Origin of the sequence: Bosea sp. 124, assembly GCF_003046175.1 — a bacterium.
In the GTDB taxonomy this organism is placed as follows: Bacteria; Pseudomonadota; Alphaproteobacteria; order Rhizobiales; family Beijerinckiaceae; genus Allobosea.
In genome coordinates this window covers 3,764,342-3,787,789 of sequence record NZ_PZZM01000001.1, presented here as the reverse complement: position 1 = coordinate 3,787,789, position 23,448 = coordinate 3,764,342, and the positions used below count along the sequence as shown (strand labels likewise).

General features: G+C 66.7%; 25 protein-coding genes and 1 pseudogene. 15 read left to right on the top strand and 11 right to left on the bottom strand.

What is annotated here, in order from left to right:
- Positions 1-189: 189 nt before the first annotated feature.
- A pseudogene (locus C8D03_RS18000) lies at positions 190-291 on the top strand (type II toxin-antitoxin system VapC family toxin); the annotation flags it as partial.
- Between the two features lie 21 nt (positions 292-312).
- On the opposite strand, the gene C8D03_RS17995 reads toward C8D03_RS18000, so the two are convergent.
- Positions 313-774 (bottom strand): GatB/YqeY domain-containing protein, encoded by a 462-nt coding sequence (locus C8D03_RS17995; protein WP_108048283.1) that lies wholly within the window; start codon positions 772-774, stop codon positions 313-315.
- A gap of 167 nt (positions 775-941) precedes the next feature.
- Here C8D03_RS17995 and carA point away from each other — a divergent pair, with 167 nt between their 5' ends.
- The 4 genes from carA (at position 942) to C8D03_RS17975 (ending at position 5,413) form a co-directional block, all read left to right on the top strand.
- Positions 942-2,150, top strand: a complete 1,209-nt coding sequence (carA, locus tag C8D03_RS17990) for a glutamine-hydrolyzing carbamoyl-phosphate synthase small subunit (protein ID WP_108048281.1) — start codon at positions 942-944, stop codon at positions 2,148-2,150.
- Positions 2,151-2,404: 254 nt separating this feature from the next.
- Positions 2,405-3,274 carry a prephenate dehydrogenase gene (locus C8D03_RS17985; RefSeq protein WP_108048279.1) on the top strand — a complete coding sequence of 290 codons (870 nt, stop codon included), beginning with the start codon at positions 2,405-2,407 and terminating at the stop codon, positions 3,272-3,274.
- Positions 3,271-4,893 (top strand): ABC-F family ATP-binding cassette domain-containing protein, encoded by a 1,623-nt coding sequence (locus tag C8D03_RS17980; RefSeq protein ID WP_108048277.1) that lies wholly within the window; start codon positions 3,271-3,273, stop codon positions 4,891-4,893. Before C8D03_RS17985 ends, C8D03_RS17980 begins: the two co-directional genes overlap by 4 nt.
- Before the next feature lie 91 nt (positions 4,894-4,984).
- Positions 4,985-5,413 (top strand): group III truncated hemoglobin, encoded by a 429-nt coding sequence (locus tag C8D03_RS17975; RefSeq protein WP_108048275.1) that lies wholly within the window; start codon positions 4,985-4,987, stop codon positions 5,411-5,413.
- 3 nt (positions 5,414-5,416) lie between these two features.
- Here the strand turns inward: C8D03_RS17975 and C8D03_RS17970 are convergent, their stop codons facing one another.
- Positions 5,417-6,349 carry a LysR substrate-binding domain-containing protein gene (locus C8D03_RS17970; RefSeq protein ID WP_108048274.1) on the bottom strand — a complete coding sequence of 311 codons (933 nt, stop codon included), beginning with the start codon at positions 6,347-6,349 and terminating at the stop codon, positions 5,417-5,419.
- 89 nt (positions 6,350-6,438) lie between these two features.
- Here C8D03_RS17970 and C8D03_RS17965 point away from each other — a divergent pair, with 89 nt between their 5' ends.
- On the top strand, positions 6,439-7,347 hold the full coding sequence (locus tag C8D03_RS17965) for a DMT family transporter (RefSeq protein ID WP_108048272.1): 909 nt from the start codon (positions 6,439-6,441) through the stop codon (positions 7,345-7,347).
- 6 nt (positions 7,348-7,353) lie between these two features.
- Here the strand turns inward: C8D03_RS17965 and C8D03_RS17960 are convergent, their stop codons facing one another.
- Together C8D03_RS17960 and C8D03_RS17955 are read right to left on the bottom strand one after the other, a co-directional pair.
- Positions 7,354-7,614 (bottom strand): hypothetical protein, encoded by a 261-nt coding sequence (locus tag C8D03_RS17960; RefSeq protein WP_108048270.1) that lies wholly within the window; start codon positions 7,612-7,614, stop codon positions 7,354-7,356.
- A 17-nt stretch (positions 7,615-7,631) separates the two neighbouring features.
- Positions 7,632-8,885: an SAM-dependent methyltransferase gene (locus C8D03_RS17955; RefSeq protein WP_108048268.1), complete on the bottom strand. Its 1,254-nt coding sequence runs from the start codon at positions 8,883-8,885 to the stop codon at positions 7,632-7,634.
- Positions 8,886-9,014: 129 nt separating this feature from the next.
- Between C8D03_RS17955 and C8D03_RS17950 the strand changes: the two genes are divergently transcribed.
- From C8D03_RS17950 to C8D03_RS17940, 3 genes are all read left to right on the top strand, one after another.
- The gene (locus C8D03_RS17950; RefSeq protein WP_108048266.1) at positions 9,015-9,281 is read left to right on the top strand and encodes a PilZ domain-containing protein; all 267 of its coding nucleotides are present in this window, start codon (positions 9,015-9,017) and stop codon (positions 9,279-9,281) included.
- 13 nt (positions 9,282-9,294) lie between these two features.
- On the top strand, positions 9,295-9,624 hold the full coding sequence (locus tag C8D03_RS17945; protein WP_146170223.1) for a hypothetical protein: 330 nt from the start codon (positions 9,295-9,297) through the stop codon (positions 9,622-9,624).
- A gap of 91 nt (positions 9,625-9,715) precedes the next feature.
- The gene (locus C8D03_RS17940; RefSeq protein WP_108048262.1) at positions 9,716-10,408 is read left to right on the top strand and encodes a class I SAM-dependent methyltransferase; all 693 of its coding nucleotides are present in this window, start codon (positions 9,716-9,718) and stop codon (positions 10,406-10,408) included.
- Between the two features lie 87 nt (positions 10,409-10,495).
- Here C8D03_RS17940 and C8D03_RS17935 read toward each other — a convergent pair whose 3' ends face one another.
- A complete protein-coding gene (locus C8D03_RS17935; RefSeq protein WP_108048260.1) occupies positions 10,496-10,735 on the bottom strand; it encodes a tautomerase family protein in 240 nt (79 codons plus the stop codon).
- Positions 10,736-10,844: 109 nt separating this feature from the next.
- Positions 10,845-11,834, bottom strand: coding sequence for an MBL fold metallo-hydrolase (locus tag C8D03_RS17930; protein ID WP_108048257.1), 990 nt, complete (start codon positions 11,832-11,834; stop codon positions 10,845-10,847).
- Between the two features lie 43 nt (positions 11,835-11,877).
- Between C8D03_RS17930 and C8D03_RS17925 the strand changes: the two genes are divergently transcribed.
- Positions 11,878-12,834: a LysR family transcriptional regulator gene (locus tag C8D03_RS17925; RefSeq protein WP_108051806.1), complete on the top strand. Its 957-nt coding sequence runs from the start codon at positions 11,878-11,880 to the stop codon at positions 12,832-12,834.
- 90 nt (positions 12,835-12,924) lie between these two features.
- Here C8D03_RS17925 and C8D03_RS17920 read toward each other — a convergent pair whose 3' ends face one another.
- The 3 genes from C8D03_RS17920 to C8D03_RS17910 form a co-directional block, all read right to left on the bottom strand.
- Positions 12,925-13,329 carry a GtrA family protein gene (locus C8D03_RS17920; RefSeq protein WP_108048255.1) on the bottom strand — a complete coding sequence of 135 codons (405 nt, stop codon included), beginning with the start codon at positions 13,327-13,329 and terminating at the stop codon, positions 12,925-12,927.
- A 159-nt stretch (positions 13,330-13,488) separates the two neighbouring features.
- Positions 13,489-14,550: a class I SAM-dependent methyltransferase gene (locus C8D03_RS17915; protein WP_108048253.1), complete on the bottom strand. Its 1,062-nt coding sequence runs from the start codon at positions 14,548-14,550 to the stop codon at positions 13,489-13,491.
- Positions 14,551-14,692: 142 nt separating this feature from the next.
- The gene (locus C8D03_RS17910; RefSeq protein ID WP_248308517.1) at positions 14,693-15,049 is read right to left on the bottom strand and encodes an ArsR/SmtB family transcription factor; all 357 of its coding nucleotides are present in this window, start codon (positions 15,047-15,049) and stop codon (positions 14,693-14,695) included.
- Positions 15,050-15,205: 156 nt separating this feature from the next.
- Here C8D03_RS17910 and C8D03_RS17905 point away from each other — a divergent pair, with 156 nt between their 5' ends.
- From C8D03_RS17905 to greA, 3 genes are all read left to right on the top strand, one after another.
- The gene (locus C8D03_RS17905) at positions 15,206-16,420 is read left to right on the top strand and encodes an MFS transporter (protein ID WP_108048251.1); all 1,215 of its coding nucleotides are present in this window, start codon (positions 15,206-15,208) and stop codon (positions 16,418-16,420) included.
- Positions 16,421-16,570: 150 nt separating this feature from the next.
- Complete coding sequence (carB, locus tag C8D03_RS17900; protein ID WP_108048249.1) at positions 16,571-19,933, top strand: carbamoyl-phosphate synthase large subunit; 3,363 nt, start codon at positions 16,571-16,573, stop codon at positions 19,931-19,933.
- Positions 19,934-20,034: 101 nt separating this feature from the next.
- Entirely contained in the window at positions 20,035-20,511 is a 477-nt protein-coding gene (greA, locus tag C8D03_RS17895; RefSeq protein WP_108048247.1) for a transcription elongation factor GreA, read from the top strand.
- 57 nt (positions 20,512-20,568) lie between these two features.
- Here the strand turns inward: greA and C8D03_RS17890 are convergent, their stop codons facing one another.
- Entirely contained in the window at positions 20,569-21,171 is a 603-nt protein-coding gene (locus tag C8D03_RS17890) for a MarC family protein (protein ID WP_248308516.1), read from the bottom strand.
- 121 nt (positions 21,172-21,292) lie between these two features.
- Between C8D03_RS17890 and C8D03_RS17885 the strand changes: the two genes are divergently transcribed.
- Positions 21,293-21,802 carry a hypothetical protein gene (locus C8D03_RS17885; RefSeq protein WP_108048243.1) on the top strand — a complete coding sequence of 170 codons (510 nt, stop codon included), beginning with the start codon at positions 21,293-21,295 and terminating at the stop codon, positions 21,800-21,802.
- A gap of 9 nt (positions 21,803-21,811) precedes the next feature.
- Here C8D03_RS17885 and C8D03_RS17880 read toward each other — a convergent pair whose 3' ends face one another.
- Positions 21,812-22,276, bottom strand: coding sequence for an Lrp/AsnC family transcriptional regulator (locus tag C8D03_RS17880; RefSeq protein WP_108048241.1), 465 nt, complete (start codon positions 22,274-22,276; stop codon positions 21,812-21,814).
- A gap of 113 nt (positions 22,277-22,389) precedes the next feature.
- Between C8D03_RS17880 and C8D03_RS17875 the strand changes: the two genes are divergently transcribed.
- Positions 22,390-23,373, top strand: coding sequence for a mitochondrial fission ELM1 family protein (locus C8D03_RS17875; RefSeq protein ID WP_108048239.1), 984 nt, complete (start codon positions 22,390-22,392; stop codon positions 23,371-23,373).
- Positions 23,374-23,448: the final 75 nt, after the last annotated feature.

Genomic DNA, 23,448 nt, shown 5'->3' with positions numbered 1-23,448 from the left:
GCACCGAAGCCAAGAACGGATCGTGATTCCGGCGGGCTTACCCGTGTAATCCACAGGCCTCGCGAAAGCCCGCGCGTCGCTGCCCTATTTGCAGGCCAAGGGATCATCCGCCAGCGCCTTGGCCGCCCCTTGTGTGGGAAGGCGACACTCGGTCCGCCGGCCTGGACCGCGATCGAGCCTACCTGACGCAACATGGGCGATTGCGCAGCCTATGCGCTGGCGCAGGTTCGAGGCTGGCCGCTTCTCTACAAGGGCGACGACTTCGCGCAGACGGATGTCGAGCGGGCCTGACCCCGCTCGATCCGATCAAAGTCACCCCGCCAGCGCTGCCTTCACCAACCCGCTCGCCTTGCCGAAATCCATCTGGCCGGCATGGTTGGCGCGCAGGATCGCGATGACCTTGCCCATGTCCTTGACCGAGGCCGCGCCACTCTCGGCGACGGCGGCGGTGATCGCGGCCTTCACCTCGTCATCCGACATCTGCTTGGGCATGTAGCCGGCGATCACCTCGATCTCGGCCTGCTCGCCGGCGGCGAGTTCCGGGCGGCCATTGGCCTCGTAGATCGCGATCGATTCCTGGCGCTGCTTGATCATCTTCTGCAGCAGGGCGAGCAGTTCATCGGGCGTCGTCTCGCCCTTGCCGAGGCCGCGCGCCTCGATGTCCTTGTCCTTCAGCGCCGAGGTGATCATACGGATGGTCGAGACCTTGCCCTTCTCGCCGGCTTTCATCGCGTCCTTGAGATCGGCCGTGAAGCGCTCGCGCAGGCTGGTCATGTCGGTCTTCCTTTTTGTGCCGCGGAGGTTTCACACAGAGACTCTGCGCCCGCATCGATTGACGGCATGGAGGCGCGTCTTTAAGGCTCGCGCTCCAGACGCGGACAGCGAAACCCGCTGCCGCCCATGCATTGCCGCGCTCTCGCGGCCTGGACCGAGACATAGACATGACCGCACACGAAGGAAACCCCGCCGCGGGCGGCTGGAGCGAACCGCGCGCGACCGCGCTTCTCGTGCTGGCCGACGGCACGGTGCTGGAGGGCTTCGGCCTCGGGGCCACCGGCGAGGCCCCGGGCGAGGTCTGCTTCAACACGGCGATGACGGGCTATCAGGAAATCCTGACCGACCCGTCCTATGCCGGGCAGATCATCACCTTCACCTTCCCCCATGTCGGCAATGTCGGCGTGAACGAAGAGGACACCGAGACGGTCAACGCCGCCTCCTCCTCGGGCGTGCGCGGCGTCGTCCTGCATGCCGCCATCACCGAGCCCTCGAACTGGCGCGCCAACCGGCACTTCGACGCCTGGCTGAAGGCCCGCAACATCGTCGGCATCTGCGGCATCGACACGCGCGCCCTGACCGCGCTGATCCGCGACAACGGCATGCCGAATGCCATTCTGGCCCATGCGCCCGACGGCGTTTTCGACATTCCGCGGCTCAAGCGGATGGCGGCGGAACTGCCCGACATGGCCGGCCTCGACCTCGTGCCGCTGGTCACTTCGGCCCAGCGCTACGACTGGGACGAGACCCCGTGGCAGTGGCCGGTCGGCTACGGCAAGCGCGAGAGCGCCGCCCATAAGGTCGTCGCCATCGACTACGGCGTGAAACGCAACATCCTGCGCCTGCTCTCGAAGGCCGGCTGCGACGTCACCGTCGTGCCCTCGACCGCCAGCGCCGACGAGATCATGGCGCTGAAGCCCGACGGCATCTTCCTGTCCAACGGCCCGGGCGACCCGGCCGCGACCGGCGAATACGCCGTGCCGGTGATCAGGAACCTGCTCGACCGCAAGATCCCGACCTTCGGCATCTGCCTCGGCCACCAGATGCTGGCACTTGCCGTCGGCGGCCAGACCCTGAAGATGAAGCAGGGCCATCACGGCGCCAACCATCCGGTGCAGGACAAGACCACCGGCAAGGTCGAGATCGTCTCGATGAACCACGGCTTCGCGGTCGACCCGACCTCACTGCCGAGCCATGCGGTCGAGACCCATGTCTCGCTCTTCGATGGCAGCAACAGCGGCTTCGCCCTGACCGACCGCCCGGCCTTCAGCGTCCAGCACCACCCGGAAGCCTCGCCCGGTCCGCAGGACAGCCACTACCTCTTCCAGCGCTTCGTCGAGATGATGGACAAGGAAAAGGCGAAGGCCGCAGCCTGAGGCGGCGTTCTCTGCAGGCCCCGCGTCCCGGTTCTGAACCTCGACCGTCATCCCTGGGTTCACCCGGGATGACGGCGCGTTGACAGCGCGCCTCGGCTGCGCTTCAAGCAGGCTATGAGCCAAGTGATCTGCCTCGCCCGGAACTATTACGCCCCGTCCTCATAAGGCGGGTCGCATTATCATGCTCAACCGCCGCGCTGGCGGTTGAAATTTGGCACTCACCCGACATCGCGGCCCTCTCAGGGACCAAGACGATGTCGACCATACGAAAATCCTTCTCCTCCCTCGGCCTGCTCGGCTTCGGCGCTTTCGGCCAATTGATGGCGCGCCATCTCCAGCCGCATCTGCCGCTCGTCGTCTGCGATCCGGCGCGACCGGCCTTGCCCGACGCCACAGGCTGGGGCCTCGTGCCCGGCAGCATCGCCGAGGTCGCGGCCTGCGATATCGTCGTCATCGCCGTTCCGGTCGACGCACTGGCCGAGGCCATAGCCGGCCTGCGCCCGCATCTGCGCCGGGGGACGATCGTGCTCGATGTCGGCTCGGTGAAGATCGAGCCGGCGCGTCTGCTGCTGGCCGAACTGCCGGAGGATGTCGAGATCATCGGCACGCATCCCCTGTTCGGGCCGCAGAGTGCGCGCGACGGGCTCAAGAGCCTGAAGATCGCGCTTTGCCCGATCCGCGGCGACAGCGTCCGGCGGATCGCAGCCTTCCTGCGGCGATCGCTCGCGCTCGACGTCATCCTGACGACGCCGGACGCGCATGACCGCGACATGGCCCTCGTTCAGGGCCTGACCCATCTCGTCGCCAAGATCCTGGTCCGCATGGAGCCGGTGCCGCGCCGGATGACGACGCGTAGCTTCGAATTGCTGATGCAGGCGACCGAGATGGTCCGGCATGACGCGCCGGGCGTGTTCCTCGCGATCGAGCGGGCAAACCCGCATGCGCGCGCCGTCCGTGAGCGCTTCTTCGCCCATGCGCAGGCGCTCACCGATGCGCTGGAGCAGGACCATCAGCCTGTGCAGGCGGCCGGGGCGGCCGTCGAACCCGCACCCGGCCCTTCCGTACCGGGCATTCCTGCCCTATTGCAGCGCAGCATCCTCCCCGAGCTTCACACAGAACCATGATTCGCCTCGAAAGCATCAGCAAGCAGAACGGCCAGCAGATCGTCTTCATCGAGGCTTCCGCCTCGCTGCTGAAGGGCGAGAAAATCGGCCTGGTCGGCCCCAACGGCGCCGGCAAGACCACGCTGTTCCGCATGATCACCGGCGAGGAGCAGCCCGACGAGGGGCAGGTCCAGGTCGATCGCGGCGTCACCATCGGCTATTTCAGCCAGGATGTCGGCGACATGAAGGGCGTCAGCGCGGTCTCGGCCGTGATGGATGGTGCAGGCCCCGTCAGCAGCGTTGCCGCCGAGCTGCGCGAGCTCGAAGCCGCGATGGGCGACCCCGACCGCGCCGATGACATGGACGATATCATCACCCGCTATGGCGAGGTGCAGGGCCGCTTCGAGGAACTCGACGGCTATGCGCTGGACGGCCGCGCCCGGGAGGTTCTTGATGGCCTCGGCTTCAGCCAGGAGATGATGGAGGGCGATGTCGGCGCGCTCTCGGGCGGCTGGAAGATGCGCGTCGCGCTCGCGCGCATTCTGCTGATGCGCCCCGACGCCATGCTGCTCGACGAGCCCTCCAACCATCTCGACCTCGAAAGCCTGATCTGGCTGGAATCCTTCCTCAAGGGCTATGAGGGCGCCTTGCTGATGACCTCGCATGACCGCGAGTTCATGAACCGCATCGTCGGCAAGATCGTCGAGATCGATGCCGGCGCTCTGACCTCCTATTCCGGCGATTACGAGTTCTACCAGCAGCAGCGCGCACTGGCCGAAAAGCAGCAGTTGGCCCAGTTCGAGCGCCAGCAGGCGATGCTCGCCAAGGAGATCGCCTTCATCGAGCGCTTCAAGGCCCGCGCCTCGCATGCGGCCCAGGTCCAGAGCCGCGTCAAGAAGCTCGACAAGATCGAGAAGGTCGAGCCGCCCAAACGCCGCCAGACGGTGTCCTTCGAGTTCCAGCCCGCGCCGCGCTCGGGCGAGGACGTCGTCACCCTCAAGGGCGTTCACAAGGCCTATGGCAGCCGCACGATCTATGAGGGGCTGGACTTCCAGGTCCGCCGCAAGGAACGCTGGTGCGTTATGGGCATCAACGGTGCCGGCAAGTCGACGCTGCTGAAGCTGGTGACCGGCTCGACGGAACCCGATGGCGGCACGGTCGCGCTCGGCGGCAGCATCAAGCTCGGCTATTTTGCCCAGCACGCCATGGAGGTGCTGGAAGGCGACCGCACCGTCTTCCAGTCGCTGGAGGACCGTTTCCCGCAGGCCGGCCAAGGTTCGCTACGCGCACTCGCCGGTTGCTTCGGTTTCTCCGGCGACGATGTCGAGAAACGCTGCCGCGTGCTGTCAGGCGGCGAGAAGGCCCGGCTCGTCATGGCGACGATGCTGTTCGACCCGCCGAATTTCCTCGTGCTCGACGAGCCGACGAACCATCTCGACATCGCCACCAAGGAGATGCTGATCGCGGCGCTGGCGCAATATGAGGGCACCATGCTGTTCGTCTCGCATGATCGCCATTTCCTCGCGGCGCTCTCCAACCGCGTGCTCGAACTGACGCCCGAGGGCGTGCACGCCTATGGCGGCGGCTATACTGAATATGTCGCGCGCACGGGCCAGGAAGCGCCGGGCCTCCGAAGCTAGTCCTTCGCGGGACCCGATGCAGATCAAGGAACCGGGGCGCACGACCGGATAAGGGGTCCGGTCCGATGATCCAGCCGCGAGCGAACCACCCATGACCGGCAATCCCCTCACCCAGCCGGGCGCCGCCCACCCTGCCATCACCGACGCGATGATCGCGACGCTGGTGCGCCGCTTCTATGAACGGGCGCGCGAGGATGCGGTGATCGGGCCCGTCTTCATGGCCGCCGTGCATGACTGGGACGAGCACATCGCCAACATAACCGACTTCTGGAGTTCGGTGATGCTGCGCACCGGGCGCTATCAGGGCAGGCCGATGCGCCCACATCTCATCCTGCCGCTGGAGCCGCATCATTTCGACCGCTGGCTCAGCCTGTTCGAGGCGACGGCCGCGGAGGTCTGCGGCGCGCCCGACATCGCGGAGACCTTCATCGTCAGGGCAAGGCGCATCGCCGACAGCTTCGAGATGGCCCGCGCCGGCCAGCGCGGCGAGATCGCCCGCCCGCGCCACAGCCTGAACTGATCGTCAGCTCACCCGCGCCTGCGGGTCGAGGAAGGCGGCAATCGCCTCGGGCGTCACGCCCGCCTCGCTGGCGATCCGCCTCGACAGCGTCTCCGCGGCAGGTCGCGGTGCGCCAACCGGCCTGTCGAGCCAGTACGCCACCGGATTGAGCGCCGTGCGCGCATCGACCTGCACGAGCCGGCCGCTCGCCACCTGTTCCTGGGCCAGGGGCGGCCGGGCGAGCGCGATGCCGAGCCCATGCGCCGCCGCGTCCAGCACGATGTTGTAGTCGTCGAAACGGCGGTCCTGAGGACGCGGGCGATAGTCGAGGCCGCAAGCTGCGAACCAGGCCCGCCAGCCGGCGGCATCCGAATCATGGATCAGCGGGTGCGCCAGCAGCCGCTGCGGTTCCCCCTCCCCAATCGTCGCCGCCAGCCTCGGAGAAGCGATCGGAAAGCACCATTCCTCGAACAGCTTCAGGGACACCCGGCCGGGCGCGCCGCCGCGCCCGCAGCGGATGCCGAGATCGACACCCTCTTCCTCGAAATCGACCCTGCGATGCTCGGCCTGCAGGACGAGGCGCAAGACCGGCTCCTGCCCTTCCAGCGCCGCTAGACGCGGCATCAGCCACAGCGAGCAGATCGAGGGCGGCGCGCTGACCCGCACCACGGCCGCGCCGCGTTGCTCGCGCCAGCGATCCGAGGTGTCGGCGATCAGCGCGAAGGCCTCCTGCGTGCGCTGGAGCAGATGCTGCCCCTCCGAGGTCAGAACGACGCCCCGCGCCTGGCGCTGGAAGACACGCAGGCCCAGCCAATGCTCCAGCCGCGCCACCTGCCGGCTGACCGCGCCATGGGTCAGGTTCAGCGAGACCGCCGCGGCCGAGAAGCTGCCGGTGCGGGCGGCAGCCTCGAAGGCGCGCAGGGATTCAAGCGGCGGCAGGGTCGAGCTGTGATCCATACTCACAGCTCATGCGCGAATTGGTCGTTTGTCAATCATCTCGGCCGGGTGTCTATCGACGTGATCGCCGCTCCCGACGGGAACAAGCCATGTCGACCGCTTCAACCTGCACAGCCTCTCCCGCCACGCCTCCCGCCACGCGGTTCGACGGCACGCTGCTCTTCACCATTACCTTCACGGTCATCGCCTGGGCCTCGTCCTTCCCCGCGATCCGCGCCGGCCTCGCGGGCTTCGGCCCGGCCGAGATGGCCTCGCTGCGCTTTGCTCTCGCTGGGGGTGTCGCGGCGCTCTTCCTCGTCGCGACGCGCGCCAAGCTGCCGGAGCGCAGCGACATCTGGCGCTTCCTCACCGGCGGCGTCGTCTTCATCGCGGCCTATGCCGTGCTGCTGAATTTCGGCCAGCGCATCGTCCCGGCTGGGCCCGCGAGCTTCATCATCAACACCAACCCGATCATGACGGCAGTGCTCGCGATGATGCTGCTGGGCGAGCGCTTCAGCCTGACGGCCTGGCTCGGCACGGCCTTGTCCTTCGCCGGCATCGGGCTGATCGCTCTGGGCAAGGGCCTCGACGTCGAGATCGGGCTGTCCGTGCTGCTGATCCTCGGCGCGGCCTTCTGCAACGCCATCACCACGGTCGTACAGAAGCCGCTCTTCGCCCGCTACAAGCCGCTCTCGGTCGCGGCCTGGAACCAGACGATCGGCGGGCTCGTGCTGCTGCCCTTCCTGCCGGCCGCCATCGCGCAGGCGCAGATTGCGCCAAGCGTCTCGCTCTGGTCGGTGGTCTATCTCGCCGTCGTGCCGAGCCTTATCGCCTATGGCACCTGGGCGATCACGCTGTCGCGCCTGCCAGCCGGACGCGCCGCCAACTTCCAGTATTGCGTGCCACCGATGGCGACGCTGATGGGTTTCCTCTGGCTCGGCGAAGTGCCGACCCTGTTCGGCATCATCGGCGGCGCCATGGCGCTGGGAGGCGTCGTGGTGGTCAACCTGAAGCGTTGAGGCCGCTCACAAGCCACGGCGCGCGACGGCCTCCGGGAGCCAGCCGACCGCTCCCGAGGCCGCTTTCAAGGCCTGAGCCGCGGTGGGGTAGCGCAGATCGGAATAATACTGCACCGGAGTCCAGCCGCCGCGATCCTCGACATCGCGTCGGAATTCCTCGAAGCCGAAGCTGCCATCGGGCCGCGAGAACAGGTCGACGCAGCGGTCATGCCCGTCATCCTCGATGCTGTCGAAGACCAGCCAACTCTTGTCGAGGCGCCTCGCCATCGTTGGACATCGCGGGGTCAGAAACCCCGCGCCTCCAGACCCTTCTCGGCATCGCTGATGTAGTCGCGGATGATCGGCACCGCGCTCTTGTGCGGGCCGAGCAGGAGCTGAAAGACCATGTCGCCGCCGATGTCGAAGGAGATCGAGCAGGCGCAGAGATAGAACTCCCACATCCGCGCGAAGCGCTCGCCCATCATCGCGACGACCTCGGCACGATGCGCCACGAAGCGCTCGCGCCAGGCCTCCAGCGTCCAGTGATAATGCCGGCGCCAGAACTCGCAATCGGACGACCACAGCCCGGTCTGCTCGACCGCCGCGAACACCTCCGACAGCGCCGGCGCATAGCCGCCCGGGAAGATGTATTTGTCGAAGAACGGTCCGGTGAAGCCCGGCGGGCCAACGCGGCCGATGCAATGCACCAGCGCGATCCCGTCGGGCGTCAGCAGGTCGCGAATCGTCTCGAAATAGTCGAGGTAATGCGCGACGCCGACATGCTCCATCATGCCGACCGAGACGACACGGTCGAAGCGGCCGGTCAGCTCGCGATAATCCTTGTTGATGAAGCTGACGCTGCCACCCACACCGGCGGCTTCGGCCCGCTGTTGCGCCGCCGCCATCTGGTCCGGCGAGACATTGAGGCCCGTGACCTTGGCCCCGCAGGCCTTGGCCAGATAGATTGCAAGCTCGCCCCAGCCTGAGCCGATATCGAGGACCGTCATGCCCGGCTCGATCTTCAGCTTGGCCGCGATATGCCGGAGTTTCGCCTTCTGCGCGGCCTCCAGCCCGACCTCGGGACTGTGCCAATAGGCGCAGGAATAGGTCATCGTCTCGTCGAGCCAGAGCCGGTAGAACTCGGTCGGGATGTCGTAGTGGTGCTTGACCTTCTTGCCCGCGACGCCAAGCGGGTTGTGCATCCGGAAGCGCCGGATGCGGAAGCGCACCTTGCGGATGATCTTCTGGATCGGGTGCTTGCGCAGCTCCTTGCGCTGCAGCCAGAACAGGCTCAGCAGATCGTGGATCGAGCCCTCCTCGAAATCGATCCGACCGTCCATATAGCCTTCGGCGAGCGCAAGTTCCGGATTGAGGAAGAGTTCGCGCTCGATCCGCTCGTCATGGAAGCGCACCGTGACGGACGGAGCAGTCTTGACGACCCCGGAGAACATCATCTCGCTTGGCCCCGGTCCGAAGACATGGCGCCTGTCGTCCGGCGTGATCACCGTCAGGTGCCCCTGCCTGACGAAGTTCTTCAGCAAACGCGGTAGCAGGAACATCGCAGCCCTCTGGATTCAGGCTTACCTTAGAGCATGTCACGCCGCGCTGGGAACCGCCGACGCCAGCCCCGCACCATCCTCGCCCCCTAAGGTGCACGATCGGAAGACCGTGGCGAGATCGGCGACAGGATGGAAAAGCGAGCATCGAACCGCTGGCGGTCGCATCTGCGGACAGCGAAGCTGCTGGACCGCTCCAAGCGTTTCCTGGTCGAATGTCGCATTCTCGACCTGTCCGCGACCGGCGCGCGGTTGAAGCCGCAAAGCGATCGTCCGCTGCCGCTCGATCTGCGTCTCCACGACGAGGACATGGATTTCTCGGCGCCCGCCACGATCGTCTGGATCGGCAAGGGCGAGATCGGGATCCGCTTCACAGCCGAGCCCGACCCGACCTCATGAAGGGATGACGGCCATGCAGACGGCAGCCATGCACCAGCCGGATCGCGGCAGGGAAAACGCACAGGCGGGGAACCGGCGCCCGCGGTCTGCGTTGAGGCGCTGGACCATGCCGGAGCCTGCGATGGAAGACGACAGAATTACCCGTATTGCCCGCGCGCTTTGCCGCTCGGCGAGGATCGATCCCGACAGCATCCTCGCGGATGACCAGCCCGCTATCGAGCCCGTCGCAACCCGCCAGCAGCGAAAATCGAGCGACGAAGCCGTTCCGGCCTGGACGATGTTCCGCGGCGCGGCGCTGACTTTCATCCACAGCCATGACGAGCGGGTGGTATCTCCCCTCTAGACAGCCCGACCTTGCTAAGGGGATCGCCCAAGGCGTAGTGCTCGGCGCTGCGCCGGCTGTTCGGGCGCGCATCCTGCGGAATGGCGAGACAATGTCCTGGCGCGATTTCTGGAACGGCGAGCACGCGATCTATGTCTCGCCGCGCCATAAAGCCCTGCATTACCGCGGGGTCGCGACCGACCTGATCGGCCATATCCCCGCGCCCGACGCCGTCGTGCTCGACCATGGCTGCGGCGAAGCGCTCGACGCCGCGCGCGTCGCGACCGCCTGCGGCCGGCTCTATCTCTGCGAGGCCGCCCCCAGCGTCAGGGAGAAGCTGCGCGCCATGCTCGGCGCCAAGGCCAACGTCTCCGTCGTTTCGCCGGAAGAGGTCGAGGCACTGCCCGAGGAGACCTTCGATCTCATCGTCGCCAATTCACTGATCCAGTATCTGACGCGCAGCGAACTCCAGGCGCTGCTGGCGCTGTGGCTGAGCAAGCTCAAGCCCGGCGGCCACCTCGTCCTGGCCGATGTCATCCCCCCCGATGTCAGCCCGCTGACGGACGCCTCGCAGCTGCTTGCTTTCGCCTGGCGCGGTGGCTTCTTCGGCGCTGCCCTGGCCGGCCTCGTGCGCACGGCCTTCTCCGATTACCGCAAGCTCAGGGCGCAATATGGGCTTTCGACCTATGCGCGGGAGGAGATCGTCGCGCTGATCGCCGGCGCCGGCTACGAGGACATCCGGCCGCAGCCGAACTTCGGCCACAACCCCCACCGGATGACCTTCAAGGCGCGCAGACCAGCTTGATACCCGATGAGGATTGGCTGCGGTTCAAGGCGTCTGGGGAATCCGCCAGGAGGTGCCGCGGGGGCACAGGAAACGAAAGCGGGCAGGTCATTTCGCGACCTCGGCTGGCACCGCGCTTTGCTCGGCACGATAGGCCTGCGGGACGACGAAAACCTCATCGGCCCGGGCATAGCCGCCGTCCTTCACCTCCTCGATCAGCACCATCGTATGCGGCCGGGCCGCCTCGGAGAAATACTCGACGAGCAGGTCCGTGACACGATGGACGATCTGCTCCTTCTGGGCCCGGCTGAGCGCGGCTTCCGGAGTCTTGATGTTGACGAATGGCATCCTGCTTATCCTTTCAGCTTGGGATCGGTTGGCGCGCAACGGAGAATGGCTGTCGCCCTGCCTGTGAGGACGTCCGAGGCGCGCCGCTGCGGCGACCGTGGCGCGTCGGCTAGAACCGCCAGCCGGCTGGAACCCAGGCATAGCCGCTGTCGATCTTCAGCATGTGGCCGAGCCCGGGGAACGGGTAGTGGAAGCCGAGAACCGGCATTTTCTCCGCAGCCGCACGGTCGAAGATGCGGCGGCGGGCCCGCAGGGCAGCGTCCTTGTCCCGGTCAGGCCCTGGCCGCCACGGGCTGTCGATGTTGACGACCGGGTGATAGGCGAGGTCGGTCGTCAGCAGCAGTTGATCTGCCCCCGAATGGACCAGAAATGCGACCATGCCGGGGGTATGTCCCGAGGCCGCGATCGTGGTCAGCCCGGGCAGGATCTCCCTGCCCGGCTCGTAGAGTTCAACGGTTCCGGCGATAGGTTCCACGCTCCGCTTGATGGCCGCGCCGAAACGGCGCCGGAAATCCTCCGGCACCGGCATGTAGGACAGGTCGGGATCGCCCCGGACGAAGAAATCCCAGTCGGCCTTCGGGGCGAAGACCATCGCGCGAGGAAAGGCCTTGCCGCCATCGGCCGCGCGCAGATTGCCGACGTGATCAGGATGGGTATGCGAGATCACGACGATATCGATGTCGCTCGGGACAAGGCCGATCGCGGTGAGATTGGAGAAGACCCGCCCCGCATCCGGTCCCATCGTGGCGCCCGCGCCGGCTTCGAGAAGGACGCGCCTGCCCCCGATCTCGACCAGAAGCGTGTTCAGGTTCAGGGTCAGATAATCGGTCGGCAGGAAGGCCCGCCTCAATGCGGTCTGCAGATCCGCCTCCGGGGCGTCACCCGCGTATATCCGAGGCGGCCCTCCGATGACGCCGTCGCTGAGAACCGTCGCGCGGATGTCGCCGACACGAAAGTGATAGAAGCCGGCGTTGCCCGGGGGCAGCGCCTGGGCCTGTGCACCGGCGCCGCCGGGGCCGGGCTGGCCCAGCACGAGACCCGCTCCCGCGGTTGCGGCAGAGAGCATGATCGTGCGGCGGTTCAGCGTGATGCGGCTCATCATCGTCTCGTTTCGCTGGCTGGTTCGGTCTCGTTCGGCAAAGATGACACCACTTCAGCGCACGGATAAGCTTTGCAAATCCGATCAGCTTGATAAGGTCTGCTTTGCAATGAGTGCGCTCCGCCTGGACAGCCTAGAGGTCTTCGCTGCGATCATTCGCTGTGGAGGGTTTCGCGCGGCAGCCAGGGAGAGACGGGTTTCTTCATCGGCGCTGAGCCAGACCGTCAGTGCGCTCGAAGAGGCCCTCGGCATCCGGCTTCTCAACCGAACCACGCGAAGCGTTGCGACGACCGAAGCGGGCACGCGTCTGCTCAAGCGGCTTGGACCGGCCCTTCAGGATATTCACGCTGCGCTGGACGACCTCGATCAGCTTCGCGAGACACCCTCGGGCCTGATCCGAATCAACGCGCCAGCCCCGGCGGTGGATCATGTACTGTGCCCGCTGGTGTTCGACTTCATGCGCCTCTATCCGGACGTGAAGGTCGAACTCGTCAGCGAAGGAGCATTGGTCGATATCGTCCAGGAGGGCTTCGACGCCGGCGTGCGCTTCGGCCGGCAATTGGCGCAGGACATGATCGCCACGGCCTTGGGGCCACCGTTGCGCTATGTGATCGTCTGCTCGCCGGCCTATCTGGAAACGCGGGAACGGCCTTGCAGCCCCCATGACCTGATCGGCCACGACTGTATCGGCCGCCGGTTTCCCGGCGGAACGATTGCCTCCTGGGAATTTGCGAAGGAGGGTGAGGCTTTGGAGATCGTGCCCGAAGCGCGCCTGACGCTGGGCTCGGCGCATCAGGAGGTTCAGGCCGCCTTGGCAAGCCAGGGCATCGCCCACGTTTTCGACGATTATGCCAAGCCTCACCTCGAAGGCGGACGGCTGATCGAACTGATGCCGGACTGGAGCCGCACGCTCCCGAACTGGTATCTTTACTATCCCCATCGCCGACATCCCAGCGCAGCGATGCGCGCGTTTCTCGATCACGTCAGGTCCCATGCCTGATCATGGCCGGCGCAGGCGCAAGGCGTGCGGAACGCACCGCCGCCCCCCGAGGGCGACCGGTTCCGGTCCGCGCCAACGCCGGCTGAACGGCTACGCTGCCCGATCCGCGAAACTGAAGAACTTGTGCCCCAGGAACGAGAACACCATCACGATGCCGGTGGTGACGAGTTGCATCGGCAGATAGGGCAGCCCCGCCCGCGCCACGAACAGATGCATCAGGATGCCTGTCAGTACGAAGCCGCCGGCCGCGATCAGGGCGAAGCGCCAGGTCGCCTGGGCATGGCTGTGCGTCGCCTCGAAGGTCAGCCAGCGGTTGAGCGTGTAGGACACGACCGCGCCCACGACGAAACCGGCCAGCGTCGCCGGGACCGGATCGACATGACCAAGCTCGACCAGTCCGATCAGCACGCCGTAATGCGCGACGGCCGTCAGCCCGCCGGCGAAGACGTAGGTTGCGAGCTGGCGGAACTGACGCGGATAGCGGCGAAAGGGCATCCGCGCTCTCTAGAGCATGCAGCGTCCGTCCGGAACCATGTCGGTGTCATTCCGGCCCGGCGACGAAGCCGCGCCGATCCGGGAGCCATTCCGGATCGGTTCAGGGATGGATCCCGGGTCTTTCTCCGGTCGCCGGAGTGACCGCACGCCCTCGACGGCTCAGGCACGTGCCTCGAAGACCATGTTGAACGGCGTCTCGGTCGCGCGACGGAAATGCGAGAAGCCGGCATCGAGCGCCACCTTGCGCAGTCGCATCTCGCCGGCCTGGGCGCCGAGGCCGAGGCCGACCTCCTGCGACAGCGAGGCCGGCGTGCAGATCATGGTCGAGGCTCCGTAGAAGATCCGCCCGACCGGGTTGAGATTGTCCTGCAGCCTGTCATGCGCGAAGGGCTCGACGATCATCCAGGTGCCGTCCCCGGCGAGCGTCTCGCGGACATGGCGGCCGGCACCGACCGGGTCGCCCATATCGTGCAGGCAGTCGAACATCGTGACGAGATCGTATTGCTGCGCCGGAAAATCCTTGGCCGACGCCCGCTCGAAGACGATGCGATCGCCCACCCCCACCTTCTGCGCCCCCTCGCGCGCCCGGTCGATCGAAGCGCCGTGGTAGTCGAAGCCGAAGAACCGCGTCTTCGGATAGGCCTTCGCCATCAGGATCGTCGAGGCGCCATGCCCGCAGCCGACATCGGCGACGGTCGCGCCCTGCTGGAGCTTGGCCTCGACCCCGTCCAGCGCCGGAATCCAGCTGTCCTTGAGATTGGCGTTGTAGCCGGGCCGGAAGAACCGCTCCGTGCCACGGAACAGGCATTTGCTGTGTTCGTGCCAGCCGAGCCCCGAGCCGTCCCGGAACGCAGTCTCGACCTTCGGCTCGTCGAGCCACATCGACTGGACGATCTCGAAGGCGCCGGCAAAAAAGGCCGGGCTGTCCTCCTCAGCAAACGCCATCGCCTGCTCGGGCGTGAGGCTGAAGCTATCGCTCGCATCGTCGTACTGGACATAGTCGGCAGCGGCCTGGCCGGCGAGCCACTCGCGGATGTAGCGCTCCTTGAAGCCGGTTTTCGCGGCGAGGTCCTGCGACGTCACGGGCTTGCCGTCGGCCATCGCCTTGTAGAGGCCGAGCTGGTCTCCCAGGACGATCAGCGCGCCCGTGATCGAGGCGCCGACATCTCCGACGAGACGTCCGACCAGTGCATCGAGTTTCTGAGGATCGGCTGCGCGCATGACCATGCTCCTCGGGTTCGGGGCGCGGCCGGGTCTGACGCGAACCGGCTCGACGCCATCGCGGAAGCCGCGACGATATACCCTGCGAGAGGCGAGTCAACGCGCTGAAATCAGGCCGTACGGGCCGGTCGAAAGCGCCCCGTCACGCCCGGCAGAGATGGCCTTCGGGAACGCGTGGCAGGTTCGGATCGCGCCTTGCGGCCTCGATCACACTGTCGAGCAGGCCCGGGAAGCGCCGGTCGAACTCCTCGCGGCGCAGGCTGATCAGGCGCGAGGTGCCCTCCACCCGCGCCCGTGTCACGCCGGCCTCGCGCAGCTTGGTGAAATGGTAGGTCAGCAGCGAGGGCGAGGCGAGATCGTTGAAGCTGCCGCAGCGGGCCTCGACCTCGGCACCATCGGCCAGCGCCAGGATGATGCCGAGCCGAATCGGGTCGGCGAGCGCAGCAAAGACCGCCGCCGGCTCGACAGCGTCCATATCAGGGTGGAAGACCGCCTTCATGGCTCTCCAGATAGGAGATCGCCGCGCCTCTGACAATATTCAACATTCGTTGAAGTTAGCCTTGACGCAGGCCCGTGTCGTCCTAAATTCAACAATCATTGAAATTCATGGGGCGGCGCCGCATTCCGCGCCCCTCTCCGAAGCAAGGACGCTGCCATGGATACCCGTCTCCTCTGGCTTGCCGGAGGCGCCTTCGCGATCGGCACCGGCACGCTGATCATCACCGGCATCCTGCCCGATCTCTCGGCCGGCCTGCGCGTCTCGGTCGATACGGCAGGCCTGCTGATCACAATCTTCGCACTGTCCTATGCGATCGGCTCGCCCGTGCTCTCCACCGTGTTCGGCAACATCGATCGGAAGATGGTCCTGGCGGGAGCGATGACGGTCTTCGGTCTCGCCAATCTCGGCGCCGCATTCGCCACCGACTTCACACTCGTGATGGCGGCGCGCGTCGTCATGGCCTTGGCCGCCGGCGTCTACATGCCCGCCGCCAATGCGGTCGCGGTCGCCTTGGTTCCGGCCGCGCGGCGCGGCCGCGCCATCGCCCTCGTCACCGGCGGCATGACGGTCGCGCTGATTCTCGGCGTACCCTTCGGGACGGCGGTGGTCGGCTTCGGCGGCTGGCACCTCGCCTTCCTGCTGGTCGCGCTGTTCAGCGCCTTGTCGCTGGTGGGTCTGCTGGCGAAGCTGCCTTCCGGCCTGCCGCACGGCGCCAGTTCGCTGCGCGAGCGGCTGGCGGTTGCGCGTCGCGGCGACATCCTGCTGGCGCTCGCCACGACCATGCTGTGGACCACCGGCGCCTTCACGCTCTACACCTATATCGCGCCTTTCCTGTCCGCCCATGCCGACATCGCCGGGCCCTGGCTGGGGGCTGCGCTGGTCGTCTCCGGCATCGGCTCGGCGCTCGGCAACCAGATCGGCGGCATCGCCAGCGACCGCTTCGGCCCGGAGCGGACTCTCGTCGTCGTCTTGAGCGTGCTCGCGCTTGCCTTGTTCGGCGCCTCGCTCGCCGCCGTCGCCCTGCCGCCAGCGACCGCGATCTTCGTCATCCCCGCCATCATGCTGGTCTGGAGCGGGGCCGGCTGGGCCGGCCACCCCTCGCAGATGTCGAGGCTGGCCGCGATGGCGCCCGACGCGGCCGTCGTGGCGCTCTCGCTCAACGCCTCCGCGCTCTATCTCGGCATCGCAGCCGGCGCAGCACTCGGCCAGCAGGTCTTGCGCAACGGCGGCACCTGGCCCCTCGGCTTCGTCGGCGCGGCCTGCGAGATCTTGGCCCTCGCGGTGCTGTTCCTGGCCATGCGCCGGCGCCGCCCGGCCCGCCGCAAGCTCGAGATCGAGCCGCTCGACCAGGCCGCTCAGCCTGTGCGCTGAGACGGGTGGGCAGCGCTTTCCGCTTCCCCCCGCCGCTCCTCCCCTCTATAGCGAGCGCCTAGCATTCAGTTTCAGGCGCTCGCACCGGCCCGCTCGCACGATCGGACGGCAGGTGGTGCGCGCCCCTGCCAGAGACAAAAGCCGAGCCCCATGCCCAAGCGCACAGACATCAAGACCATCCTGATCATCGGCGCCGGCCCCATCATCATCGGCCAGGCCTGCGAGTTCGACTATTCCGGCACCCAGGCCTGCAAGACCCTCAAGGCCGAGGGTTACCGCATCGTGCTGGTCAACTCGAACCCGGCCACGATCATGACCGATCCGGATCTGGCGGACGCGACCTATGTCGAGCCGATCACGCCCGAGATCGTCGCCAAGATCATCGAGAAGGAGCGCAACGTCCTGCCCGGCGGCTTCGCCCTGCTGCCGACCATGGGGGGCCAGACCGCGCTGAACTGCGCCCTCTCGCTCAACAAGAAGAGCCTGATCGACGCCAACGGCGACAAGATCAGCGTGCTGGAGAAGTTCGACATCGAGATGATCGGCGCTACCGCCGAAGCCATCGACAAGGCCGAGGATCGCGAGCTCTTCCGCGAGGCGATGACCAAGATCGGCCTCTCCACTCCGCGCTCGCACCACGTCAAGAATCTCGGCCAGGCCCTCACGGCCCTCGACGATATCGGCCTGCCGGCGATCATCCGCCCGTCCTTCACCATGGGCGGCACCGGCGGCGGCATCGCCTACAACAAGGGCGAGTTCATCGAGATCTGCGAGCGCGGCTTCGACGCGTCCCCGACCAGCGAGATCCTGATCGAGGAGAGCGTGCTGGGCTGGAAGGAATACGAGATGGAGGTTGTCCGCGATAAGAAGGACAACTGCATCATCGTCTGTTCGATCGAGAACATCGACCCGATGGGCGTCCACACCGGCGATTCGATCACGGTCGCGCCGGCGCTGACGCTGACCGACAAGGAATACCAGATCATGCGCGACGCCTCGCTGGCGGTGCTGCGCGAGATCGGCGTCGAGACCGGCGGCTCGAACGTGCAGTTCGCGGTCGACCCCGAGACCGGCCGCATGATCGTCATCGAGATGAACCCGCGTGTGTCCAGGTCTTCGGCCTTGGCATCCAAAGCCACCGGCTTCCCGATCGCCAAGGTCGCGGCCAGGCTCGCCGTCGGCTACACGCTCGACGAGATCGAGAACGACATCACCGGCGGCGCGACGCCGGCCTCCTTCGAGCCGACGATCGACTACGTCGTCACCAAGATTCCCCGCTTTGCCTTCGAGAAATTCCCCGGCGCCGAGCCGACGCTGACCACCGCGATGAAGTCGGTCGGCGAGGCCATGGCGATCGGCCGGACCTTCCAGGAAAGTCTGCAGAAGGCGCTGCGCTCGCTGGAGACCGGGCTCGACGGCCTCGACGAGATCGAGGTCGATGGCATGGGCAAGGGCGACGACAAGAACGCGATCAAGGCCGCACTCTCGACGCCGACGCCCGACCGCATCCTTCAGGTCGCCCAGGCGATGCGCTTCGGATTCACCGACGCGCAGATCCATGAGAGCTGCAAGATCGACCCCTGGTTCCTCGAGCAGATGCGCGGAATCGTCGACACGGAAGAGAAAATCCGCCAGTTCGGTCTGCCGCAGACGCCCGGTGCCTTCCGCCAGGTCAAGGCGATGGGCTTTTCCGACAAGCGCCTCGCCGCCGTCTCGGCCAAGACCGAGGCCGAGGTCAAGGCTCTCAGGCGCTCGCTCGATGTCCGGCCGGTCTACAAGCGCATCGACACCTGCGCCGCTGAGTTCGCCTCGCCGACGGCCTATATGTACTCGACCTACGCCATGCCGTTCATGGGCAAGGCTGCGGACGAGGCCCACCCGTCCGATAATAAGAAGGTGGTCATCCTCGGCGGCGGGCCGAACCGCATCGGGCAGGGCATCGAGTTCGACTATTGCTGCTGCCATGCCTGCTACGCGCTGCGCGACGCCGGCTACGAGACCATCATGGTCAACTGCAACCCTGAAACGGTTTCGACCGACTACGACACCTCCGACCGGCTCTATTTCGAGCCGCTGACGGCCGAGGACGTGCTCGAGATCCTCGAGACAGAGAAGCAGAACGGCACGCTGCACGGCGTCATCGTCCAGTTCGGCGGCCAGACCCCGCTGAAGCTGGCGAACGCGCTGGAGCAGGCCGGCATCCCGATCCTCGGCACGACGCCGGACGCGATCGACCTCGCCGAGGACCGCGACCGCTTCAAGCGGCTGCTCGACAAGCTGCAGCTCAAGCAGCCCAAGAACGGCATCGCCTATTCGGTCGAGCAGTCGCGCATGATCGCGGCCGAGCTCGGCCTGCCCTTCGTCGTACGGCCTTCCTACGTGCTCGGCGGCCGCGCCATGGCGATCATCCGCGACGAGGCGATGTTCGAGGACTATCTGCTCGGCACCCTGCCCTCGCTGATCCCTTCCGAGGTCAAGGCCAAGTATCCCAACGACAAGACAGGCCAGATCAACACGGTGCTGGGCAAGAACCCGCTGCTGTTCGACCGCTACTTGTCGGACGCCATCGAGGTCGATGTCGACTGCCTCGCCGACGGCAAGGACGCCTTCATCGCCGGAATCATGGAGCATATCGAGGAGGCCGGCATCCATTCGGGCGATTCGGCCTGTTCGCTGCCGCCGCGCTCGCTCTCGGCCGAGACCATCGCCGAGCTGGAGCGCCAGACCAAGGCGATGGCGCTGGCGCTCGATGTTGGCGGGCTGATGAACGTGCAATACGCCATCAAGGACGGCGACATCTATGTGCTCGAGGTCAATCCGCGCGCCTCGCGCACCGTGCCCTTCGTCGCCAAGGTCGTCGGCATTCCCGTCGCCAAGATCGCGGCCCGGATCATGGCCGGCGAGAGCCTGGCGAGCTTCGGGCTGAAGGCCGAGCCGCTCGGCCATGTCGGCGTCAAGGAGGCGGTGTTCCCCTTCGCACGCTTCCCCGGCGTCGACGTGTTGCTCGGCCCCGAGATGCGCTCGACCGGCGAGGTCATCGGCCTCGACCGCTCCTTCGACATCGCCTTCGCCAAGAGCCAGCTCGGCGCCGGCTCCAAGGTCCCGGTCAAGGGCACTGTCTTCGTCTCCGTGCGCGACGAGGACAAGCCGCGCATCGTCGAAAGCGTCAGGATTCTGGCCGATCTCGGCTTCCGCGTCCTCGCGACCGGCGGGACGCTGCGCTTGCTCCAGGACGAAGGCATCGCCGCAGCCAAGATCAACAAGGTGCTGGAAGGCCGGCCCCATGTCGTCGACGCGATCAAGAACGGCGAGATTCAGCTCGTCTTCAACACCACGGACGGCCCGCAGGCCCTGGCGGATTCGCGTTCGCTGCGCCGAACGGCCCTCTTGCACAAGGTTCCCTATTATACCACCTTGGCCGGAGCGATCGCGGCGGCAGAAGGCATCAAGGCCTATTGCAGCGGCGATCTCGAAGTACGTTCGCTGCAGTCCTACTTCGTGCGCGCAGCCTGAAAGCGACGCGCCGGAGCAGTTTACAAAAACGAACGGAAGTGGCGCGCGGGCGGCAAAGCAGCCGCCGGCGGGCACTCGCTTTCGGACCACGGGATGAGACGATGGAAAAGGTTCCGATGACCGCCGGCGGCTTCGCTGCCCTGGAGGCCGAGCTCAAGGATCGCCAGCAGGTGCAGCGCCAGCGCATCATCCATGCGATCTCGGAAGCGCGCGCCCATGGCGATCTCTCGGAGAACGCCGAATATCACGCCGCCAAGGAAGCGCAGGCTCTCAATGAAGGCCGCATCCAGGAGCTCGAATCGCTGATCGGCCGGGCCGATATCATCGACATCTCCAAGCTCGCCGGCAGCGACACGATCAAGTTCGGCGCCACCGTCAAGCTGATCGACGACGACACCGAGGAAGAGAAGAACTATCAGATCGTCGGCGAGCCGGAATCAGATGTGAAATCCGGCAAGGTCTCGATCGGCTCGCCGATCGCGCGTGCCCTGATCGGCAAGAAGGTCGGCGATTCGGTGCAGGTCAGCACGCCCGGCGGCGGCAAGTCCTACGAGGTCGTCAGCGTCGTCTTCCGCTGATCGCGAGGCGCGTCATGGTCGGGTTTGCCTCGACCATGACTGACGAGGCCGCCTGCCCTAGCCTGCCAGCACGGTCCTGATCGCCTTGATGATGCCGTCGACCGCGACGCTCGCCAGGACCAGCCCCATCACCCGGCTGATCACGCTGGCGCCGGCATTGCCGATCAGCGCGATGATGCGGGAGGCGCCGAGCATCAGGACGAGCGTGATCGCCAGGATCCCCGCGACCTGGAGCACCGTCTCGGCCTGCTCGCGGATGCTGAAGCGCGAATTGTCGGTCACGGTCATCACGGTCAGCATCGCGCCGGGGCTGGCGATGCTGGGAATCGCCAGCGGATAGACCGCGCGTTCCAGATCCGAGGTCCGCAGCAGCTTCTGGTCCTCTTCGAGTTTGGATTCGCCGAAGATCATCGTCAGCGCGAACAGGAAGAGCACGATGTTGCCGGCGATCTCGAAGGAGGTCAGTGCGATCTCCATCGCGGTCAGCAGCACCTGCCCACCGACGACGAAGAACACCAGCACGCCGAAGGCGACCAGCGTCCCGCGGACGGCCACGGCGCGGGCTGCCGCCGCGCTCAGACCAGCCGTGACGGCGAGGAACACCGGCAGCGTGCCGATCGGATCGATCACGACCCAGAGCTTGACGATTTCAGTGAACATGCTTCCCCCCTGCGCGCCCATTAAGCATGCCCGTTGGCGGCAGCCAAAGCAGCGCTCGCCCACATCTTGGACAAAGGCCGGCCGAGGACTACATTTCCAACAGGATCGCTGGAGCAAGCCGATGACGACGCGTCGAAATCTTCTCTCGCTCGGATTGACGGGCGCCGCTCTCGTTCTCTCGCCGCAGTGGATCGCCTCGGCCGAGGCCCAGTCCCGCACCATCGGCGCGATTCGCGTCGATACCTCCCGGATCGCCCGGCAGGGCTGGGGTGAGAACGCCGACCGCATCCGCGTCGGGATGGAGCGACAGCTCGCAGCGACCCTGGGGCCGATGTACCGGCGCGGCGCCGGCACGACCCTGCAGGTCACGGTTAAGGGCGTCTGGCTGTCGAGCTTCGCGGGCGGCAGCGGCGGTGGCAAGCCCACGGGCGGCGGCGGCAGCAACGATAATTTCGACAGCGAGATCGCCGTCTTCGGCCCGCGTGGCGAGGTGCTCCAGACCTTCCCGGTCCTCTCCGTGCTCGATTCGGGATCCGGTGGCGCCTGGTATCTGCCCGATGTCGACCAGCGCCGCGTCGCCGCCCTCATCGAGAACAACGCGCTCTGGATCAAACGCTATCTCGGCGGCTGAGGAAAACCGTCAGCCGAAAGGCACGATCGGCTCGTCCTTGACCCGGTCGAGCGCCAGCGCGGTGCGGACGTTGCGCACGTTCGGCAACCCGGTCAGTTCGCCGACGAAGTCCTGGAAGGCCTTGAGATCGGGCGCGACGCATTTGAGCACGAAGTCGATGTCGCCCGAGAGCTTCCAGCATTCGCGCACGGCAGGCCAGGCGCGAATGCGGGCCTGGAACGCCTCGAGATCGGCCTCGGCCTGGCTGGCGAGATGCACGAAGGCGAAGCAGACGACATCCAGCCCGAGCTTGCGCTCGTCGAGCTGGGCGCGGTAGCCGGTGATCAGCCCGGCCTCCTCCAGTGCCCGCACCCGCCGCAGGCAGGGCGGTGGCGAGATGCCGACGCGGCTCGCCAGCTCGACATTGGTCATGCGCCCATCGCCCTGCAGCTCGCGCAGGATGCGCAGGTCGATATCGTCGAGTTTTGAACGCACGAAAGGCCCCGGGGCAAGGTTGCGCTGGTGTAAACGCAGCGCCGGGGCGATACAAGGCACTGAGCGTGCCAGGCCGGACGCTGCAGGACAGCGCCCAGCGAAGGGACCCCAAGGTGCACGCCGAACCCACGCCGACCATCTGGGTCCTGACCGACGGCAAGGCCGGCGACGAGGTGCAGTGCCTGGGCGTCGCCGACCGGCTGGGCGTCACGCCCGAGATCCGGCGGATCGCGCCGCGCAAGCCTTTCGCCTGGCTGATGCCGCGCGGCCTGATCGATCCGCGCGAGGGGCCGGAGCGTCCAGGCAGCCCGATCCGCCCACCCTTTCCCGACATCCTGATCGCCTCGGGACGACGCGCGATCCCCTATGTCCGAGCCGTGAAGAAAGCTTCGAACGGCGCCACCTTCACGGTGATCCTGAAGGATCCGCGCACCGGCCCGGGCGCGGCCGATCTGATCTGGGTCGCACGCCATGACCGCCTGCGCGGCGAGAACGTGCTGGTCACCACGACCTCGCCGCACCGGCTCGCGCCCGAACGGCTGGCGTTGGCGAAAAGCCGGCCGCCGGCCGCCATCGCCGCCTTGCCCTCGCCCCGCGCTGCCGTGCTGGTCGGCGGCGACAGCCGCCATCACCGTTTCCGGCAAGACGACATCGCCCGCTTCGTCGAGGCACTCGATGCGCTCGCCCGCTCGGGCGTCTCGCTGATGGGCTCGCGCTCGCGGCGCACCACGCCCGAGCTCGACGAGGCGGTCGGCGCGGTCTTCGCCCGCCATGGCGGCTGGTGGTGGGACGGGACGGGCGAGAATCCCTATGTCGCCCTGCTCGCCAATGCCGATGCGGTCATCGTCACGGCCGATTCGACCAATATGATCGGCGAGGCGACCGCGACAGGCGTCCCGATCCTCGTCTTCGAACCACATGGCGGCCATGGCAAGCTGGCGAAATTCCTCGAGGCGCTGAAGCGCGAGGGTGCCGTGCATCACTTCGAGGGGCGACTCGAAGGCGCGCACTACCAGCCCGTCGATTCGACGCAGGCAATCGCCGACGCACTGCGACAGCGCTGGCTTATGCACAGGCAGCAACTCGCCTTAGCCTGATCGCGAGGCCGGGACCGCTTGCATCAGCCGGGCGGCATCGTATGTGACAAGAGCCGCAGGAACAGGAATCCCAGA

Coding starts and splice junctions, on each gene's coding strand:
- C8D03_RS17995 (WP_108048283.1), bottom strand. CDS start 774: ATGACCAGCCTGCGCGAGCGCTTCACGGCCGATCTCAAGGACGCGATG.
- carA (WP_108048281.1), top strand. CDS start 942: ATGACCGCACACGAAGGAAACCCCGCCGCGGGCGGCTGGAGCGAACCG.
- C8D03_RS17985 (WP_108048279.1), top strand. CDS start 2,405: ATGTCGACCATACGAAAATCCTTCTCCTCCCTCGGCCTGCTCGGCTTC.
- C8D03_RS17980 (WP_108048277.1), top strand. CDS start 3,271: ATGATTCGCCTCGAAAGCATCAGCAAGCAGAACGGCCAGCAGATCGTC.
- C8D03_RS17975 (WP_108048275.1), top strand. CDS start 4,985: ATGACCGGCAATCCCCTCACCCAGCCGGGCGCCGCCCACCCTGCCATC.
- C8D03_RS17970 (WP_108048274.1), bottom strand. CDS start 6,349: ATGGATCACAGCTCGACCCTGCCGCCGCTTGAATCCCTGCGCGCCTTC.
- C8D03_RS17965 (WP_108048272.1), top strand. CDS start 6,439: ATGTCGACCGCTTCAACCTGCACAGCCTCTCCCGCCACGCCTCCCGCC.
- C8D03_RS17960 (WP_108048270.1), bottom strand. CDS start 7,614: ATGGCGAGGCGCCTCGACAAGAGTTGGCTGGTCTTCGACAGCATCGAG.
- C8D03_RS17955 (WP_108048268.1), bottom strand. CDS start 8,885: ATGTTCCTGCTACCGCGTTTGCTGAAGAACTTCGTCAGGCAGGGGCAC.
- C8D03_RS17950 (WP_108048266.1), top strand. CDS start 9,015: ATGGAAAAGCGAGCATCGAACCGCTGGCGGTCGCATCTGCGGACAGCG.
- C8D03_RS17945 (WP_146170223.1), top strand. CDS start 9,295: ATGCAGACGGCAGCCATGCACCAGCCGGATCGCGGCAGGGAAAACGCA.
- C8D03_RS17940 (WP_108048262.1), top strand. CDS start 9,716: ATGTCCTGGCGCGATTTCTGGAACGGCGAGCACGCGATCTATGTCTCG.
- C8D03_RS17935 (WP_108048260.1), bottom strand. CDS start 10,735: ATGCCATTCGTCAACATCAAGACTCCGGAAGCCGCGCTCAGCCGGGCC.
- C8D03_RS17930 (WP_108048257.1), bottom strand. CDS start 11,834: ATGAGCCGCATCACGCTGAACCGCCGCACGATCATGCTCTCTGCCGCA.
- C8D03_RS17925 (WP_108051806.1), top strand. CDS start 11,878: ATGACACCACTTCAGCGCACGGATAAGCTTTGCAAATCCGATCAGCTT.
- C8D03_RS17920 (WP_108048255.1), bottom strand. CDS start 13,329: ATGCCCTTTCGCCGCTATCCGCGTCAGTTCCGCCAGCTCGCAACCTAC.
- C8D03_RS17915 (WP_108048253.1), bottom strand. CDS start 14,550: ATGCGCGCAGCCGATCCTCAGAAACTCGATGCACTGGTCGGACGTCTC.
- C8D03_RS17910 (WP_248308517.1), bottom strand. CDS start 15,049: ATGAAGGCGGTCTTCCACCCTGATATGGACGCTGTCGAGCCGGCGGCG.
- C8D03_RS17905 (WP_108048251.1), top strand. CDS start 15,206: ATGGATACCCGTCTCCTCTGGCTTGCCGGAGGCGCCTTCGCGATCGGC.
- carB (WP_108048249.1), top strand. CDS start 16,571: ATGCCCAAGCGCACAGACATCAAGACCATCCTGATCATCGGCGCCGGC.
- greA (WP_108048247.1), top strand. CDS start 20,035: ATGGAAAAGGTTCCGATGACCGCCGGCGGCTTCGCTGCCCTGGAGGCC.
- C8D03_RS17890 (WP_248308516.1), bottom strand. CDS start 21,171: ATGTTCACTGAAATCGTCAAGCTCTGGGTCGTGATCGATCCGATCGGC.
- C8D03_RS17885 (WP_108048243.1), top strand. CDS start 21,293: ATGACGACGCGTCGAAATCTTCTCTCGCTCGGATTGACGGGCGCCGCT.